Origin of the sequence: Cellulomonas fimi (assembly GCF_028583725.1) — a bacterium.
Classification (GTDB): domain Bacteria; phylum Actinomycetota; class Actinomycetes; order Actinomycetales; family Cellulomonadaceae; genus Cellulomonas; species Cellulomonas fimi_B.
This window is the reverse complement of the sequence record NZ_CP110680.1, coordinates 1,127,674-1,143,234: the sequence shown is the minus strand read 5'-3', so window position 1 is coordinate 1,143,234 and position 15,561 is coordinate 1,127,674. Positions and strand designations below refer to the sequence as shown.

The 15,561-nt window shown below is 75.8% G+C and carries 14 protein-coding genes and 3 tRNA genes; 5 read left to right on the top strand and 12 right to left on the bottom strand.

What is annotated here, in order from left to right; translation table 11 throughout:
* The first annotated feature begins 21 nt into the window (after positions 1-21).
* A complete protein-coding gene (locus tag OOT42_RS05220; RefSeq protein WP_273653881.1) occupies positions 22-1,101 on the top strand; it encodes an adenosine deaminase in 1,080 nt (359 codons plus the stop codon).
* Positions 1,102-1,149: 48 nt separating this feature from the next.
* Here OOT42_RS05220 and OOT42_RS05215 read toward each other — a convergent pair whose 3' ends face one another.
* From OOT42_RS05215 to OOT42_RS05205, 3 genes are read right to left on the bottom strand one after another with little or no spacing between them, the layout of a single operon-like run.
* Positions 1,150-2,256, bottom strand: a complete 1,107-nt coding sequence (locus OOT42_RS05215) for a UDP-N-acetylmuramate dehydrogenase (protein ID WP_273653880.1) — start codon at positions 2,254-2,256, stop codon at positions 1,150-1,152.
* Between the two features lie 10 nt (positions 2,257-2,266).
* Entirely contained in the window at positions 2,267-3,517 is a 1,251-nt protein-coding gene (locus tag OOT42_RS05210; protein ID WP_273653879.1) for an MFS transporter, read from the bottom strand.
* Between the two features lie 23 nt (positions 3,518-3,540).
* The gene (locus OOT42_RS05205) at positions 3,541-5,157 is read right to left on the bottom strand and encodes an MFS transporter (RefSeq protein ID WP_273653878.1); all 1,617 of its coding nucleotides are present in this window, start codon (positions 5,155-5,157) and stop codon (positions 3,541-3,543) included.
* Between the two features lie 195 nt (positions 5,158-5,352).
* Here OOT42_RS05205 and OOT42_RS05200 point away from each other — a divergent pair, with 195 nt between their 5' ends.
* Positions 5,353-6,438 (top strand): LacI family DNA-binding transcriptional regulator, encoded by a 1,086-nt coding sequence (locus tag OOT42_RS05200; protein ID WP_423775963.1) that lies wholly within the window; start codon positions 5,353-5,355, stop codon positions 6,436-6,438.
* Positions 6,439-6,538: 100 nt separating this feature from the next.
* Here the strand turns inward: OOT42_RS05200 and OOT42_RS05195 are convergent, their stop codons facing one another.
* The 6 genes from OOT42_RS05195 to OOT42_RS05170 form a co-directional block, all read right to left on the bottom strand.
* Positions 6,539-7,825: a Tat pathway signal sequence domain protein gene (locus OOT42_RS05195; RefSeq protein ID WP_273653877.1), complete on the bottom strand. Its 1,287-nt coding sequence runs from the start codon at positions 7,823-7,825 to the stop codon at positions 6,539-6,541.
* A gap of 330 nt (positions 7,826-8,155) precedes the next feature.
* Complete coding sequence (locus tag OOT42_RS05190; protein WP_273653876.1) at positions 8,156-8,581, bottom strand: MaoC family dehydratase; 426 nt, start codon at positions 8,579-8,581, stop codon at positions 8,156-8,158.
* The gene (locus tag OOT42_RS05185; RefSeq protein WP_273653875.1) at positions 8,578-9,027 is read right to left on the bottom strand and encodes an FAS1-like dehydratase domain-containing protein; all 450 of its coding nucleotides are present in this window, start codon (positions 9,025-9,027) and stop codon (positions 8,578-8,580) included. Before OOT42_RS05185 ends, OOT42_RS05190 begins: the two co-directional genes overlap by 4 nt.
* A 115-nt stretch (positions 9,028-9,142) precedes the next feature.
* Complete coding sequence (gene rpmG / locus OOT42_RS05180) at positions 9,143-9,313, bottom strand: 50S ribosomal protein L33 (protein ID WP_124341451.1); 171 nt, start codon at positions 9,311-9,313, stop codon at positions 9,143-9,145.
* An 86-nt stretch (positions 9,314-9,399) separates the two neighbouring features.
* Positions 9,400-9,473 (bottom strand) — tRNA-Met (locus OOT42_RS05175).
* Between the two features lie 50 nt (positions 9,474-9,523).
* Positions 9,524-9,596: transfer RNA gene (locus OOT42_RS05170), tRNA-Thr, on the bottom strand.
* A 208-nt stretch (positions 9,597-9,804) separates the two neighbouring features.
* Here OOT42_RS05170 and OOT42_RS05165 point away from each other — a divergent pair.
* A complete protein-coding gene (locus OOT42_RS05165) occupies positions 9,805-10,266 on the top strand; it encodes a hypothetical protein (RefSeq protein WP_273653874.1) in 462 nt (153 codons plus the stop codon).
* Positions 10,267-10,453: 187 nt separating this feature from the next.
* On the opposite strand, the gene OOT42_RS05160 is transcribed toward OOT42_RS05165, so the two are convergent.
* Positions 10,454-10,535, bottom strand: a tRNA-Tyr gene (locus OOT42_RS05160).
* Between the two features lie 181 nt (positions 10,536-10,716).
* Between OOT42_RS05160 and OOT42_RS05155 the strand changes: the two genes are divergently transcribed.
* Positions 10,717-11,214, top strand: coding sequence for a YajQ family cyclic di-GMP-binding protein (locus OOT42_RS05155; RefSeq protein ID WP_272726756.1), 498 nt, complete (start codon positions 10,717-10,719; stop codon positions 11,212-11,214).
* Positions 11,215-11,294: 80 nt separating this feature from the next.
* Positions 11,295-13,283, top strand: a complete 1,989-nt coding sequence (locus tag OOT42_RS05150) for a hypothetical protein (protein ID WP_273653873.1) — start codon at positions 11,295-11,297, stop codon at positions 13,281-13,283.
* Positions 13,284-13,353: 70 nt separating this feature from the next.
* Here OOT42_RS05150 and OOT42_RS05145 read toward each other — a convergent pair whose 3' ends face one another.
* Positions 13,354-14,523 carry an NAD(P)/FAD-dependent oxidoreductase gene (locus OOT42_RS05145; RefSeq protein ID WP_273653872.1) on the bottom strand — a complete coding sequence of 390 codons (1,170 nt, stop codon included), beginning with the start codon at positions 14,521-14,523 and terminating at the stop codon, positions 13,354-13,356.
* A gap of 105 nt (positions 14,524-14,628) precedes the next feature.
* Positions 14,629-15,513 (bottom strand): zinc metalloprotease HtpX, encoded by an 885-nt coding sequence (gene htpX, locus OOT42_RS05140; RefSeq protein WP_273653871.1) that lies wholly within the window; start codon positions 15,511-15,513, stop codon positions 14,629-14,631.
* Positions 15,514-15,561: the final 48 nt, after the last annotated feature.

The following is a 15,561-nucleotide window of genomic DNA, read 5'->3' as shown; positions in this document are numbered from 1 at the left end:
CGCGGCTGGCACACTGTGCCGATGCGTGACCTGGCCCTCCTGCCGAAGGCGCACCTGCACCTGCACTTCACGGGCTCGATGCGGCCGAGCACGCTCGCGGACCTGGCCGAGCGGCACGGGATCCGCCTGCCGGCGGCGCTGCTCGACGACGACCCGCTGCACGTGCCGGCCGACGAGCGCGGCTGGTTCCGGTTCCAGCGGCTGTACGACGCGGCGCGCGCGTGCGTGCGCAGCGAGGACGACATGCGCCGGGTCGTCCGGGAGGCCGTCGAGGACGACGCCGCGGAGGGGTCGGGGCGGCTGGAGATCCAGGTCGACCCGACGTCGTACGCGCCGTTCGTCGGCGGTCTGACGCCCGCGCTGGAGATCGTGCTGGACGAGGCGCGCCGGGCGGGTGCGGCGGCGGGCGTCGACGTGGGCGTGGTCGTCGCGGCGTCGCGCATGCGGCACCCGCTGGACGCGCGCACGCTCGCCCGGCTTTCCGTCCGGCACGCGGGCGACGGGTCCGGCGAGGTGGTCGGCTTCGGGCTGTCGAACGACGAGCGCCGCGGCGACACGGGCGCGTTCGGCCCGGCGTTCGCGATCGCCCGCCGCGCGGGGCTCGCGGCGGTGCCGCACGGCGGCGAGCTGCTCGGGCCGGCGCACGTCGAGGAGGTGCTCGACGCGCTGCGCCCCGACCGGCTCGGGCACGGCGTGCGCAGCGCGGAGGACCCGCGGGTGCTGGACCGGGTCGTCGACGAGGGCGTCGCGCTCGAGGTGTGCCCGGCGTCGAACGTGTCGCTCGGCGTCTACGGGTCGGACGGCGACGTGCCGCTGCGCGCGCTCGTCGAGGCGGGGGCGCGCGTCGCGCTCGGGGCCGACGACCCGCTGCTGTTCCGGTCGCGGCTGGTCGCGCAGTACGAGGCGACGCGCACGGTGCACGGCTTCTCCGACGCCGAGGTCGCGGCGCTGGCGCGGTCCTCGATCCTCGCGAGCCGCGCGTCGGACGGCGTGCGGGGGCGGCTGCTCGCCGGGGTCGACGCGTGGCTGGCGGGCGACGACGCCGCGGACCCGCGGGCCGCGGCGGTCGCGGGGAGTGCGCCCGTCGACGTCCGAGGCTGACGCCGGCCGTCAGTGGTACCCGCCCGCGGGAGCGGCGCCCCGTGCGCGTCAGAGGCTGAGGCCCACCAGCACGGGCTCGGGCTCGAGCTCGACGCCGAACGCCGCGCGGACGCCGTCGCGGATCTCGCGGGCGAGCGCGACGAGCTCGTCGGCCGTCGCGCCGCCCCGGTTGGTGAGCGCGAGCGTGTGCTTGCCGGACAGCGCGGCGGCGCCCGGACCGGCGTGGCCGCGCGCGAACCCGGCGTGCTCGATCAGCCAGGCGGCGCTCGTCTTGGTCGCGCCGTCCCCCGCGGGGAAGCGGGGCGCGTCGGCGGGGAGCGCCGCGGCGGCCGCGGGCTCCAGGATCGGGTTGGTGAAGAACGACCCCGCGCTCCACGTGTCGTGGTCGGCGGCGTCGAGGACCATGCCCTTGCGTCCGCGGAGCTCGAGCACGGCGGCCCGGACGTCGAGGATCGGCGCGCGCTCCCCCACGGCGACGCCGAGCGTGCGCGCGAGCTCGGGGTAGCGGACGGCCTGGGCGAGCGTGCCCTGACGCAGCTGGAAGGTCACGTCGAGGACGACGTACCGGGGCGTCGGCCCCCAGGGCGCGCGCGGGTCCTCGGGGTCGGCGGCGGTCGGGCGCATCGAGCGCTTGAGCAGCGACGTGCGGTAGCCGAAGCGGAGGTCGACGAGGGGCAGCGTCCGGACCTTGCCCCGCCCGCGGTCCCACACCCGGACGGTCGCGATGGTCTCCGACACCTCCTGGCCGTAGGCGCCGACGTTCTGCACGGGGGTCGCGCCGGTCGAACCCGGGATGCCGGACAGCGCCTCGAGGCCGACGAGCCGGTGCGTGACGGCGTGCTCGACGACCTCGTCCCACGGGGTGCCCGCGGGGACGGTGTACGTGACGCCCGCGCACGCCGAGTGGTCCGGCACGTCGATGCCCGTGCGGACGTCGCGCACGACGACTCCGTCGAAACCCGCGTCGGCGACGAGCAGGTTCGACCCGCCGCCGACGACGAGCAGCGGCTCGCCCGCGTCGTCCGCGGCGCGCACGGCGTCGACGAGCTCGGCCTCGGTCGTGGTCTCGACGTAGCGCGCGGCCGGTCCCCCGACCCGCAGGGTCGTGAGGTCGGCGAGCGCGGGGGTGGTCGTCGGGGTCGTCACGTGCTGCACGTCGCCCAGGCTAGACCGCGGCGTCCGGACGCTGGGCGTCGGCGGGCTCCACGGCTCCCGGGCGGGCGAGCGGAGCGGCCGCGTTGACGACGAGCAGGCCGAGGACCACGGGCACGAGGATCACCAGGAGCGCGTTGCGGTACCCCACGTGCTGTGCGAGCAGCCCGAGCAGCGGCGGGCCGGCGAGGAACGCGCTGTAGCCGATGGTCGACACGACGCTGACGCGCGGGGCGGCACGCAGCGGGTCGTCGGACGCGGCGCTCATGCCGACGGGGAAGCCGAGCGCGGCACCCGCGCCCCACGCGACGACGCCGACGAGCGCGAGCCACAGCTGGCCGGCGAGGGCGAAGGTGAGGAGCCCGACGATCGCGAGCACGGCGCACAGCCGCAGCACGACGACGCGGCCGTACCGGTCGAGCAGCGCGGTGCCGAACCAGCGCATGCTCGTCATCGCGCCGACGAAGACGCCGAACGCGAGCGCACCGAGCGCGTGCGAGGTGTCGAAGCCGTCGACGACCGCGAGGCTGACCCAGTCGTTCGCGGATCCCTCGGTGAGCGCGGCGGCGAGCACGACGAGGCCGATGAGCAGCGTGCGCGGCTCGAGCCACGCGGCGAGAGCGCCGCGGGCGCCGCGCGGGGCGGCGTCGTCGGTGACGGCGTGCGGGTGCTCCGCGCCGGCCGGGAGGAACGCGCGGACCGCGAAGGCGACGACGACGACGGACACGGTGACCGCGATCGGGACGTGCACCGCGACGGGCACGTGCAGCGCCGCGGCCAGCGCGGAGACGCCGGCGGCGCCCACGGTGCCGAACGAGAAGCCGGCGTGGTACCGCGGCATGACGGTGCGGCCGAGCTCCTGCTCGACGGCCGCGCCCTCGAGGTTCATCGCCGCGTCCCACACGCCCGTCCCGACGCCGTAGAGCACCATGCCGACGACGACGACCCAGACCTGCCCGGCGGCGACGCCGAGCGCCGCGATGGTCAGGCCGACCCCGTTGAGGACCGCGAACCCGAGCACGGTGGTGCGTGCGCCGAGCCGCTCGACGACCATGCCGGACAGCGGCAGCGCGACGAGCGACCCGACCGCGCCGACGAGCAGCAGCAGGCCCATCTTCTCGGGCGAGAAGTCGAGGCCGTCGCGGATCGCGGGCAGCCGCGACGCCCACGTCGCGAAGTTGAACCCGTTGAGGACGAAGACCGCGAGGACGGCCAGCGACGCCCGCCGGACGCGCAGGTCGGGCTGGGTCGGGGTGTCGGACATCGTTCCTCCGGTGCGCGGTGCCGTCATCGATCGTGCCCGTTCCTGCTCGTGGTGGCACGTGCGCGCGCGGTCGCGCGCACGCGGAGGGTCGTGGCGCCCGCGCGGACCGCCGCACCGGCGCGGGCGGCGTGCGCCCGGACCAGGTGCCGGCGGGCGGCGTGCGGGCGGGCGAGCGCGGGCTGCTCCGCGCGGTGCGCCGCGAGGGCGGCGAGCGGGTCGGGGTCCGCGTCGGCCACCCGGCCGTGCGCCGGGGTGCCTGGCGTGACCGGCTCGCCGGTCGGTGCGGCGGACGCCGGCACCGCGGCCGGCTCGGACGGGCGGGCGGCGTCGGTCTCGGGTGCCACGCGCGCGGCGAGCAGGACGCTCGCGACCATCGCGACACCGATCAGGAGCAGCGCGTGCCGCGCCCCCATCGACTCCGCGGCGATCCCGAGCAGCGGCGGCGCCGCGAGCGACGCGACCGAGGCGAACGAGGAGACGACGGCGACGCGTCCGGCGGACCGCAGCGGGTCGTCGGACGCGGCCGCGATGCCGACGGGCACCGCGAGCGCGGCGCCGAAGCCCCAGCCGACGATGCCGACGACGGCGAGCTCGAGCGTCGGCGCGAGGCCGAAGAGCAGGAGGCCGCCGAGCGAGACGACCCCCGACACCCGGAGCACGGCCACGCGGCCGAAGGAGTCGATGAGGCGCGTGCCGAGCAGCCGGACGACCGTCATGGCGCCGACGAACACGCCGAGCATCGCGCCGCCGACGGCCTCGCTGCGGCCGAACCCGTCGACGACCGCGAGCGACAGCCAGTCGTTGGCCGACCCCTCGGAGAGCGCGGCGGCCATGATGACGACACCGATCAGCAGCGTGCGGGGCTCGCGCCACGAGTCGAGCGCGGTCGCGATGCGGCGCCGGCGGCCGGCGGGCGCGGGCGCCCCGGCCGCAGGCCCCGTCGCAGGCACGGCGAGCGCGGCATCGTCGCGTGCCGGGCGCGACGTGCGGCGGTCGTCGGGGGTGGCGTCGAGCACGACGCCGCGCAGCGAGGCGAGGCGCCACACGACCGCGAGCGCGGCGACGGCGGAGAACTGCACGACGACGGGCACGCCGAGCGCGGCGGCGACGGCGCCGAGGCCGGACCCGGTGACGGCGCCGATCGAGAACGCGGCGTGGAACTGCGGGATCACGGTGCGGCCCATGGCGCGCTCGACACGGCCGGACTCGACGTTGAGCGGGACGTTGCCGAGCGCGACGGCCACCCCGTTGAGGAAGATGCCGACGGCGAGGACCGGGACGGACCCGACGGCGGGCCCGACGCCCATGAGGACGTACCCGACCGAGAGCGCGGCGGTCGACGCGACGATGCCGACGCGGCTGCCGAACCGCTGCACGACGACGCCGGCGGCGGTGACGGTGACGAGCGCGCCCAGCGAGCCGACGAGGAGCATGCCGCCGAGCTCGGCGGTGGACAGGTCGAGCGCGTCGCGCACCGCGGGGATGCGCGCGAGCCAGCTCGAGAACGTGATTCCGGTGAGCGCGAACAGGCCCATGAGGAGCCAGCGCGCGCGGGCGAGCCGGCGGGCGTCGGGCGTGCGGGGCGGCGACGAGGGGGGTGCGGTCGAGGGGGTCTGCCCGGCGGGGGCGGGGTGGGACACGGTGGGGCTCCGGGCACGGGTTCGGACGACGTGTTCGAATCGATTCGATCGCTTCTCGCGGGACGGTCGAATCGATTTGAGGGGACGTGTCATTCTGCGGGTACGCTGGCGGTCGCGTCAAACACGTCCGCGCACCCGCGCCGCCGTGCCCCGTCGCACCCGCCCCGGCCCGTCCCGCACGGCCCGCCGGGCCCGGTGCGCCGACCCGGAGGTGGACCCCTGCCCCGCCCACGCCCGACCCTCGCGGACGTCGCCGCGGCCGCCAAGGTCTCCGTCTCGACGGCCTCGCTCGCGTTCTCGGGCGCGGGACCCATCGCCGCCGCGACCCGGCAGCGCGTGCTCGACGCCGCCGTCGAGCTCGACTACGCCGGCCCCAACCCGCTGGGCCGCCAGCTCCGCCGCGGGCGGTCCGGCATCGTCGGCGTCGTCGTCGGCGACGCGCTCAAGCGCTCCTTCCGCGACCCCGTCTCGATCCAGGTGCTCGACGGGCTCGTCGGCACGCTCGGCTCGCTCGGGCTCGGCGTGCTGCTCATCCCCGGTCCGAGCGACCCCACCGAGCCGCCCGTCGACCCCCTGGTCGAGTCCGCCGCGATGGACGTCGCCGTGCTCATGTGGGGCGGGACGACCGACAACCCCACGCTCGCCGCGCTCCAGCGCCGCGGCATCCGCACGGTCGTCGTCGAGGGCCGCCGCCAGGAGGGCGTGACCACCGTCGGCATCGACGACCGGCACGGCATGACCGAGGCGACGCAGCACCTCCTCGGCCTCGGGCACGAGCGGATCGCCGTGGTCACGCTCCCGTTCGACCGCGACCGCCGCGACGGCGTCGTCGACGCCGACCGGCTCTCCCGGATCGACTGGGAGATCACCCGCCGACGCCTCGCGGGCGTCACCGACGCGGGCGTGACTCCCGTCGCGATCTACGAGACGCCCGCCTCGCTCGTCGAGCACGGCAAGACCGCCGGCTTCGCGCTGCTCTCCGGCGACGACCGGCCGACCGCCGTGGTCTGCCAGTCCGACCTGCTCGCGTCGGGCGTCGTGCTCGCGGCGCGCGAGCTCGGCCTGCGCGTGCCCGAGGACGTGTCCGTCGCCGGCTTCGACGGGCTCGACCTCCCCTGGCTCGCGCCCGACGTGCTGACGTCGGTCGTGCAGCCGCTCGCGGAGAAGGGCGCCGCCGTCGGGCACGCGGTCGAGGACCTGCTCGCGGGCGAGACGCCGCCCTACCGCGAGCTCGGCGTCACGCTCCGCATCGGCACGACGACCGGCCCCGCCCCGGCCTGACGGGCGCCGTCCCGACGGTCGTGCGTGCGGCCCCCACCCGGGACGCACCGCGCCCCGGTCGCCCACCTCCGCCGGGGACGACCGGGGCGCGGCGCCCGCGTCAGCTGCGCTTCAGCCAGTCGAGCGGGTTGGAGCGCGTCGCGGCGTAGACGAACCACGACGTCGCGCCGACGTGCTGCACCTGGAAGTACCCGAACCCGAAGCCGGTGTCGAGCAGGCTCGACGCCGCGACGACCCCGCCGTCGACGACCACGCCACCGAGGTGCTGGCCGACGCCGAGGACGTCCTGCGCGTGCCGGATCTGCACCAGCAGGCGCTCGGCCGCCTTCGCGTCGCCGCGCCCGTTGCGGTCGATCAGCGCGGTCGCGAGCTGCCCGGTGCCCTCGAGCCACACGCCCTGCGGGTGCACGGTGATCCCGTTGTACTGCGCGGTCGACTCCGGGCTCGCGGTGCTGAACGTCACGCCCGAGAGGCGCTCGCCGTCGGGCAGCTGCGACGTCGCCGCCGTGGCGTCGTCGGTGACCGCGAGCGCGGTGCCCGCCCAGTCGAGACCGCGCTTGAACGTGCGGTCGCGGGTCGCGAGCCACGCCCAGGTCACGGTGTCGAGCGGGACGGGGAACCGGTTGATCTCGACGCCGTCGTTGGTGCCGGTCCAGAAGAACCCGCCCGACGGCTCCCACATCGCGTCGACGAACGCGCGCGCGTGCTCGGCGGCCGCCTTCCAGCGGTTGTCACGAGTCACCTTGCGGAGCATCGAGAAGAACGCCGTGCAGTCGATGTTGTGCTCGGTCGACCCGTTGGGCACGGGCGCGTTGGCACCGTTGACGCCGAACGAGAAGCCCCCGAGGCCCGTCGTGCGCCACGTGTTGGTCGTGATCCACTCCCCGATCCGCACGGCGCCGGCGAGGTACCGGCGGTCGCGCGTGCGGTCGTACAGGTGCAGGAGCGCGATGCCGGGCCACGCCATGTCGCCGACCGCCGTGCCGAGGAAACCGAACTGCCAGCCGATGTTGGCCGCGCCGTCAGGCAGGACGAAACCGTACGGCTGCGGGTTGCCGTCGTAGAACGTGTAGGGCCCCACGTTGTAGCCCTGCCGCAGGCGCCCGTCCGTGTAACCCGGGTCGTGGTCCTGCGCGTAGAGCAGGCCGTCGCCCAGGACGCGTGCCGTCTGCTCGCTCGACCGGCGCCCGTCGGCGAGCAGGGCGATGATCGCGAGCGCGTTGTCGTAGACGAAGGCCGTGCTGAACAGGCCGAGCTCGTCGCCGTAGCTCTGCGCGAGCCGTGCGCCGGTGTTGACCGTCGGGTAGGCGTCGGTCGCGGCCTGCAGGAACCCGACCGCGGCGCGCTGTGCGGACGGCCCGTGCGCGTGACCGCGTCCCGTTGACACGTGTCCACCAGCAGCGGCCGCGGCGCCGGGGGCCGTGGCGACCGCCACGCCGGCGGCGACCCCCGCGCCGGTCAGTGCGAGGAACGTGCGGCGCGAGACCCGCGCCCCAGACTCCGTCGTCGTGTGCATCGGTGCTCTCTCCTCTGTGGGCGTCGGGCCGCGACGATGCGGCCCGGGTACACCGTAGGGAGCGGCCGGACGGAAAGGAAGAAGCCGGACGAATCACGCGCTCGCGTCACGCTCGGGACCACGGCGACGTCGCCCGCGCGGGCGACGCGTCGCGGCGTCCGACCGGGCGAGAACCTGTGCGGGCGAGCGAGGACCGTCGCGTCAGGCGAGCCGGACGACCGCCTGCGCCTTGCCGAGCACGCGGACGCCGTCGACGCTCACCGTGAGGTCGACGCGCACCGTGCCCGCGTCGGCGTCGAGCGCGCCCACCACGGCGACGACCTCGACGGTCGCCGCGCCCGGGTCGGGCACCGGCACGGGCCGCGTGAACCGCACCTGGTAGTCGACGACCGCACCCGGGTCGCCCGCCCAGTCGGCGACGACGCTGCCCGCGGCGCCCATCGTCCACATGCCGTGCGCGATGACACCCGGCAGGCCGACGGCGGTCGCGACGCGCTCGTTCCAGTGGATCGGGTTGAAGTCGCCGCTGGCACCCGCGTACCGGACGAGGCGCGCGCGGTCGACGGTGACCTCGCGGCGCGCGAGCTCCTGGCCGACGGTCAGCTCGGCGAGCACGGGCGTAGTCATGCGTCCTCCCCGCGGACGGCCAGCGTCGAGACGACGGTCGCGACGGCCTCGCCGTCCTCGGCCGCGATCTCGGCGCGCGTGGTGATCATGGCGAGACCGGCGCGCTCGACGATCGCGTCGACGTGCAGGACCGTGACGAGCCGGTCGCCGGCATGGATCGGCCGGTGGTGCGTGAACCGCTCGTCGGCGTGCACGACGCGGCTGAAGTCGATGCCCGCGGCCGGGTCCTCGAAGAGCTGGGCCTCGGCGCGCTGCGCGACCACGACGGCGAACGTCGGCGGCGCGATGACGTCGGGGTGACCGAGCGCTCGCGCGGCCTCCGGGTCGGTGTGCGCGGGGTGCGTCGCGCCCACGGCGGCGGCGAACTCGCGCAGCTTCTCGCGCCCGACCTCGTACGGCGCGTTCGGCGCGTACTCGCGCCCGGCGTACCCGGTGTCGACCGGCATCCTCGGTGCTCCTGTCGTCCGTCGCGTCGGCCGTGTCGGCCTTCAAAGCACAAGCACGCCCGCCGGCGGGGAGCCGGGGGCGTGCCTGGAGTCCTGCGGCCCCGTGGGGCGCGGCTCAGCGGGTCTCGCGGTGGACCGTGTGCCGGTTGTCGCGCGGGCAGTACTTCTTCATCTCGAGCCGGTCGGGGTCGTTCCGACGGTTCTTCTTCGTGATGTAGTTCCGCTCCTTGCACTCCGTGCAGGCGAGCGTGATCTTCGGGCGGACGTCCGCGCTCTTGCTGGCCATGATCTTGTCTCCTCGCGCCGCGGGGGGCGCCTGCAATCTGCTGTCCCGACGCGCCGACCGACGCGCCGCCTGGGTCACACTGGCTGTAGCGGGAGCGGGGCTTGAACCCGCGACCTCACGATTATGAGTCGTGCGCTCTGACCAGCTGAGCTACCCCGCCTCGGATGCCCCGAGGCCGCGGAATGAACCACGGCCCCGGACACACCACAGAGCCCCGAAAGGGAATCGAACCCTTGACCTTCTCCTTACCATGGAGACGCTCTGCCGACTGAGCTATCGGGGCAGCGCGTGCAAGGCTACACGGGCGAGTGCCCGGCTGCGAAATCCAGTCCGGTGACGGCGGCCACGCGGCCCGCCGCCACCCCGGCCCACCTGCCCGGACGCCCGACGCGGCGCCCGCCGTCGTGCGATCCGCACGGTCGACGCAGCGCCGGGGCCTAAACGATTCACCTCGTCGCCTGGGCGGTTTGTCCCGTGTGAGGATCCCGCCCATGCGCCGAACACCCCGCAGCACCGCCGCTGCCCTCCTGCTCGCCGCCGCGGTCACCCTCGGCACCGCGGCGTGCACCGGTTCCGACGACGACACGACGCCCGACGCCGACGCGGACGGCACCGCGCCCACGCTCGCATGGCCCGCGTCGATCGACCCCGCCACGACCGAGGACTCGTTCTTCGTCGTCTGGACCGACGTCGCCGACTCCGCCGAAGGGCCCGAGAAGCTCCAGCCGACGATCGACGCGCTCGCCGCCGCCGGCTACACCACGCTCCCCTGGGACCCTGCCTGCCAGAGCGGCGCCGAGGAGCTCCTCGGCGGGCTCACCGGGTTCGCCGACCCCCTCGGTGTCGGAGTCGCGTTCGCGTCCGCCGAGGACGCCGGCACCTTCGACACCCTCTACGAAGGCGCGACCGTGTCCGTCACCGAGGGCACCTACACCTGCGCGACGTCCTCCTGACGTCGCTGCCCGCTCGCCTCGACCGGCGGGGTGCCCACCCGGGCGCCCCGCCGTCGTCGTTGACGCACGGCGTCTCGCGCGGACGCCAGGCCCGGGACGGCAGGGCGACGGACGGACGGGCGACGTGGCGACGTGGCGGCAGACGACGAGAGCCCGGACCGCAGTCGCAGTCCGGGCTCTCGCACCGTGGCGGGTGAGGGATTCGAACCCCCGTAGGCTGTGCCAGCTGATTTACAGTCAGCCCCCTTTGGCCGCTCGGGTAACCCGCCAGGGATCGCTCGCCGTGCGGGGTCGACCCGGAGGCCGGCCGCCGCGAGCAGCGCGCGGGTGGAAGGATAGCAACTCCCCGGGGGTGCTGACGAAACGGTCCCCGGGACGGACGGCCGACGCCCGACGGGTGCGGCGACAGACGAGCCCCGGCGGACGCCCGGGGCGGCAGGAGGAGAGCACATGGCGAGCGAGTCGTCGTTCGACGTCGTCAGCAAGGTCGACCGCCAGGAGGTCGACAACGCGCTGAACCAGGCGGCGAAGGAGATCGCCCAGCGGTACGACTTCAAGGGCGTCGGGGCGTCGATCACGTGGAGCGGCGAGTCGGTCCTCATGGTCGCCAACTCCGCCGAGCGGGTGCTCGCGGTCCTCGACGTGTTCGAGTCGAAGCTCATCAAGCGCGGGATCTCGCTCAAGTCGCTCGACGTCGGCGACCGGGAACCCAAGCCGTCGGGCAAGGAGTACCGCCTCGCGGGCGCGATCAAGGAGGGCCTGTCGAGCGAGGTCGCGAAGAAGCTCGCGAAGATCGTGCGCGACGAGGGCCCGAAGAACGTCAAGACGCAGATCCAGGGCGACGAGCTGCGCGTCACGGGCAAGAGCCGCGACGACCTGCAGGCCGTCATCGCGCTCCTCAAGGGCGCCGACGTCGACGCCGCCCTCCAGTTCGTCAACTACCGCTGAGCCCGTCGCCGGCGGCGGGCGGGTCACCCGATCGCCGCCGGCGACCTCGCGGTGCGGCCGGCGGGACGTAGCCTTCCGCCGTGCCCGAGCGCCCGCCGCCGATCCGGCCCGACCCCGTCCGCGCCCGGGCGTGGACGCGACGGCTCCCCCGGCGCACGCTGACGCTGCTGGCACCGCTGCTGCTCGGGACGGTCCTCGTGGCGACGGCCGTGACCGGCACGACCTCCGCGCCCCACGGCCGAGACCTGCGCTGGGACCTCGGGTCGGTCGCCCAGGGCGCGACGATCGTGAGTCTCGCGCTGCTCGTGGCCCGTCCTCACGTCGCCATCCGGTGGGCCACCGTCGCGAGCGCGCTCATGACGGCCGTGACCGACGTCCACGCGACCGCCTGGGCCGTGCTGACCGTCGCGCTGGCCCTGCTCGCGGGCGCGGACACGGTGGGGGCGTTGCGCCAGAGGGTCGAGGCGTCGTCCTGGCACGCGCCGGTCCCGTTCCCCGTCCCCGCCGAGGCGCACGGTCTCGTCGCGCGACGCCGTCGGGTCGCGCTCGTGCTCGGACTGGTCGGAGCGGCGGTCACCGCCGGCGCGCTGCCGTGGTGGTGGGCGGACGCCCGCGCCACCGAGGACTTCCGCGCCACGGCGGTGACGCGGACCGGGACCGTCACCGCTGTCAGCCCGGACGCGCTGCACGCGACGGTGCGCGTCGGCGACGGGTCGGTCACCGTCTCGACGCCGGTGCTGAGCCCCGAGGTCGGGGACGAGCTCGCCGTCCGCGTGTCCCCGGACGGCTCACGTGCCGAGCTCGTCGCGGACCCCTTCGACCCGTCCGGCCCGCTGTTCCTCGCGGGGGCGGGCGCCACCGCGGCCGTCGTGCTGCTGAGCGCCGAGCGTGCGCGCCGTCGACGGCTCGTCGACGGCCTGACGGCAGGCGGACCCGTGGCACGGCTCGTCGCGGTGCCGGTCGGTGGCGCGTGGGTCGACCTCGTCCCGGTCGAGGGCGCGACCCCCACGATCACCCGCGTCTCCCTCCGGCCCGTCTGGGTCGAGGGCGACGACGGCGCCGCCCCGGGCGGGGACGAGTCCGGCGACGCCCTCGCGGACCACGGTGCGTGGGACGACGACCCGTGGGGGCACGACGTGTGGGGCCACGTCCCGGACCGTGCGGTCGACGAGGACGCGCTCGCCGCCGAGCGGGTCGCCGCGATGAGCGACGCCGAGCTCCTCGAGCTCGGTGCCGACCGGGTGGCCGCCGCAGCCGCCGAGCCGTGGCAGGTCCTGCCCGGACCGGTCGCCGTCGACGTGCACGGGCTCGGAGCCCTGGGGGACGACGTCGTCGTCCGCACCGACGACGGGCTCGTGCTGGTGTCGGACCGGCCGACGCGCGACGTCGCCGCCGTCGCCCTGTCGTGGCGTTGGCGCACGTTCGGCGGCACGGCGCCGGGCCGCGCGGCACCGGCGGACCATCGGCGCACCGCCGCCCTCGGGGCACTCGGGCGGTTCCCCGCCGGCGACCGGCCCACCGCGTCGACGCACGCGACGAGCACGGACGCGCCTCGACGCTCGGTCCGCGACCGGGCAGCCCGTGCGGCGCGCTCGACCGGTCGCTGGCTCCCGTGGCCGGCGACCCTGCTCGTGGGCGCCGCCTCGTGGTGGCTCGTCGGGGTGGCACCGCTGGGCGTGCTCGTCGGACTCGCGCCCGCTGTGCTCTGGGGCTACTCGTGGGCCACGCTCGCACAGGCACGGCTGCTGCTCACCCCGGCGGGCGTCCGCGTGCGAGGTGCCGTGCTCAGCGAGCTCGTGCCGTGGGACCGGCTCGACCGCGTCGTCACCGACGGCGACGGCCTGGTGCTGCGGCTCGTGCGGCCGGTCGACGCGTTGCTCGTGCCGGCGGTCCCCGACCTGGGGCCGTTGCTGGTCGGCACGGCGGACGCGACGGACGCGGCCGAGCGCCTCCGTGCGGGCCGCCCGGCGGCACCCGCGACGCCCGGCCCTCGCCTGGTCCTGACGCCCGGTGCGACCGTCCTCGTCGCGTGGGTGTGCGCTGTCGTGGTCGGCGGCATCGCGGCCTGAGCGTCCACGCTCGCCAGGGCCGGCGGCGCGAACGCGTGCGGTGCGGGCCCGGGCGTGGCGTCCAGCCGCCTCAGACGGCGGCGCCGAGCGCCGCGAGCGAGAAGCGGCTGCGGTCGAGCTCGTCGTCGTCGGCGCCGACCTGGCGCGGCACGCCGAGCCCGTCCTCGACGAGGTCCGCGAGGACCTGGCCGGAGCCCGGCGCGAGGGCGACGCCGTGCAGGCCCGTGCCGAGCGCCAGCACGACGCGACCCACCCGGTCGAGCACGAGCGGCCCGGCGGCGCGCTCGGTCACCCACGGCCCGGCGGCGTCGACCGCGACCCCGGGAAGGCACTGGGCGACGTACCGGGCGAGCTCCGTCGCCACGGCGTCCGCGCCGGCGTTCCCCGCGGCGGCCGGCGCCGGCTCGGTCCGGTGGACCAGCACGACACCGTCATCGGTGGGCTCTCCGCGCACGCTCAGCGCCGGGTAGCCGTCGTCGGGCCCGAGGTCGCCGCGCGCCGAGCGGTGCGCGACGGGGTCGGCGCGGTGCACGAACGCGGGCCAGGCGCGGCTGCTCGGCGGGAGCGCTTCCACCCGGTCGCCCCGGAGACGGGTCTCCCGGACCACCAGCGCGGGCGGCAGGGCGACGACGCCGTCCAGCAGTCCCGCGGACGCCGCCCCCGCGCACACGACGACGACCGGCGCGTCCACGTGGTCACCGTCGGCGACGTGCACGCGTGCGCCGTCCTCCCGGACCTCGACGCGCCGCACGTCGGCACCGAGCGCGAGGTCCGCGCCGTGCGAGACCGCCTGCCGGCGCAGCGCCGCCTGCGTCGCGGCCACGTCGGCGACGCCCGCGGCCGGCTGGACGACGGCCCGGTCGTCGAACCGCATGCCCGGCCAGCGCTGCTCCGCCTCCGGGCCGGTGAGGTACTCGAACGGCACCGACGTGACGAGCAGCGTCTCCACGAGCGGCCGCAGCGCCTCCACGGGACCGTGCTCGACGCAGCCGGTCGGGTCCACCAGGCGCTCGCCGGCCTCGTGCTCGAGGACGTTCCACCACTGGTGGCTCAGCAGGGCCAGGCGGCAGCGCGCGACGTCGGCGTGCCCCGGGCGGACGACGTCACGGCCCTGCGCGGGCGGCTCCTGCGCACGATCCAGCAGCAGCACCCGGCGGCCGCGCCGCGCGAGCGCCCATGCGGTCGCGGAGCCCGTCGCCCCGGCACCCACCACCACGACGTCGTACCGGTCCTGCGTCACGTCGCCCCCTCGTCCGCGCGTGACACCGTGCCCCGTCGCCGGGCAGATTCTAGGGATTCGTCCCGATTCGCGAACATCGGTGTCCGCGAGGAGAGACCGGTGCGGTCAGTACCGCGTGATGCCGCCCGTCGTGCCCGCCTGCTTCTCGAGCCGCGCGATGCGCTCCGCCATCGGAGGGTGCGTCGCGAACATGCGGGCCAGGCCCTGGCCGGAGAACGGGTTCGCGATCATCAGGTGGGACACGTCGACGAGCTCGCGGTCCTGCGGCAGCGGGCGCGCCTTGGTGCCGGACTCGAGCTTGCGCAGCGCCGACGCGAGCGCCAGCGGGTCCCCGGTGAGGCGTGCGCCGTCCTCGTCGGCGTCGTACTCGCGCGTGCGGCTGATGGCGAGCTGGATGAGCGTCGCAGCGAGAGGGGCGAGCAGGGCCAGCAGCAGCCCCGCGAGCGGGTTGCCGCCGCGGTCGCGGTCGGAGCCGCCGCCGAAGAACAGCGCGAGCTGGGCGAGCGACGTGACGACGCCCGCGACGGCCGCCGCGACCGACGACGTGAGGATGTCGCGGTTGTAGACGTGCATGAGCTCATGGCCCAGGACGCCGCGCAGCTCGCGCTCGTCGAGCAGGTGCAGGATGCCCTCGGTGCAGCACACGGCCGCGTTCTGCGGGTTGCGGCCCGTCGCGAACGCGTTCGGCGCGGCCGTCGGCGACACGTACAGCCGCGGCATCGGCTGCCGGGCCTGCGTGGAGAGCTCGCGGACGATGCGGTACATCGCGGGCTGCTCGATCTCGCTGACCGGTCGCGCCCGCATCGCACGGATCGCGATCTTGTCCGAGTTCCAGTACGAGTACGCGGTCATCACGAGGCCCAGGCCCGCGAAGATCAGGAGGTACTTCGGCGTCCCGCCGCCGAGCAGCCACCCGATGCCGAGCAGCACCGCCCACAGGGCCCCGAACAGCGCCGCCGTCTTCAGCCCGTTGAAGTGCTGGTGTCCCATCGCGCGCACCCGTTCCTTCCCGCGTCTCGCACCCGACCAACGCGGGCC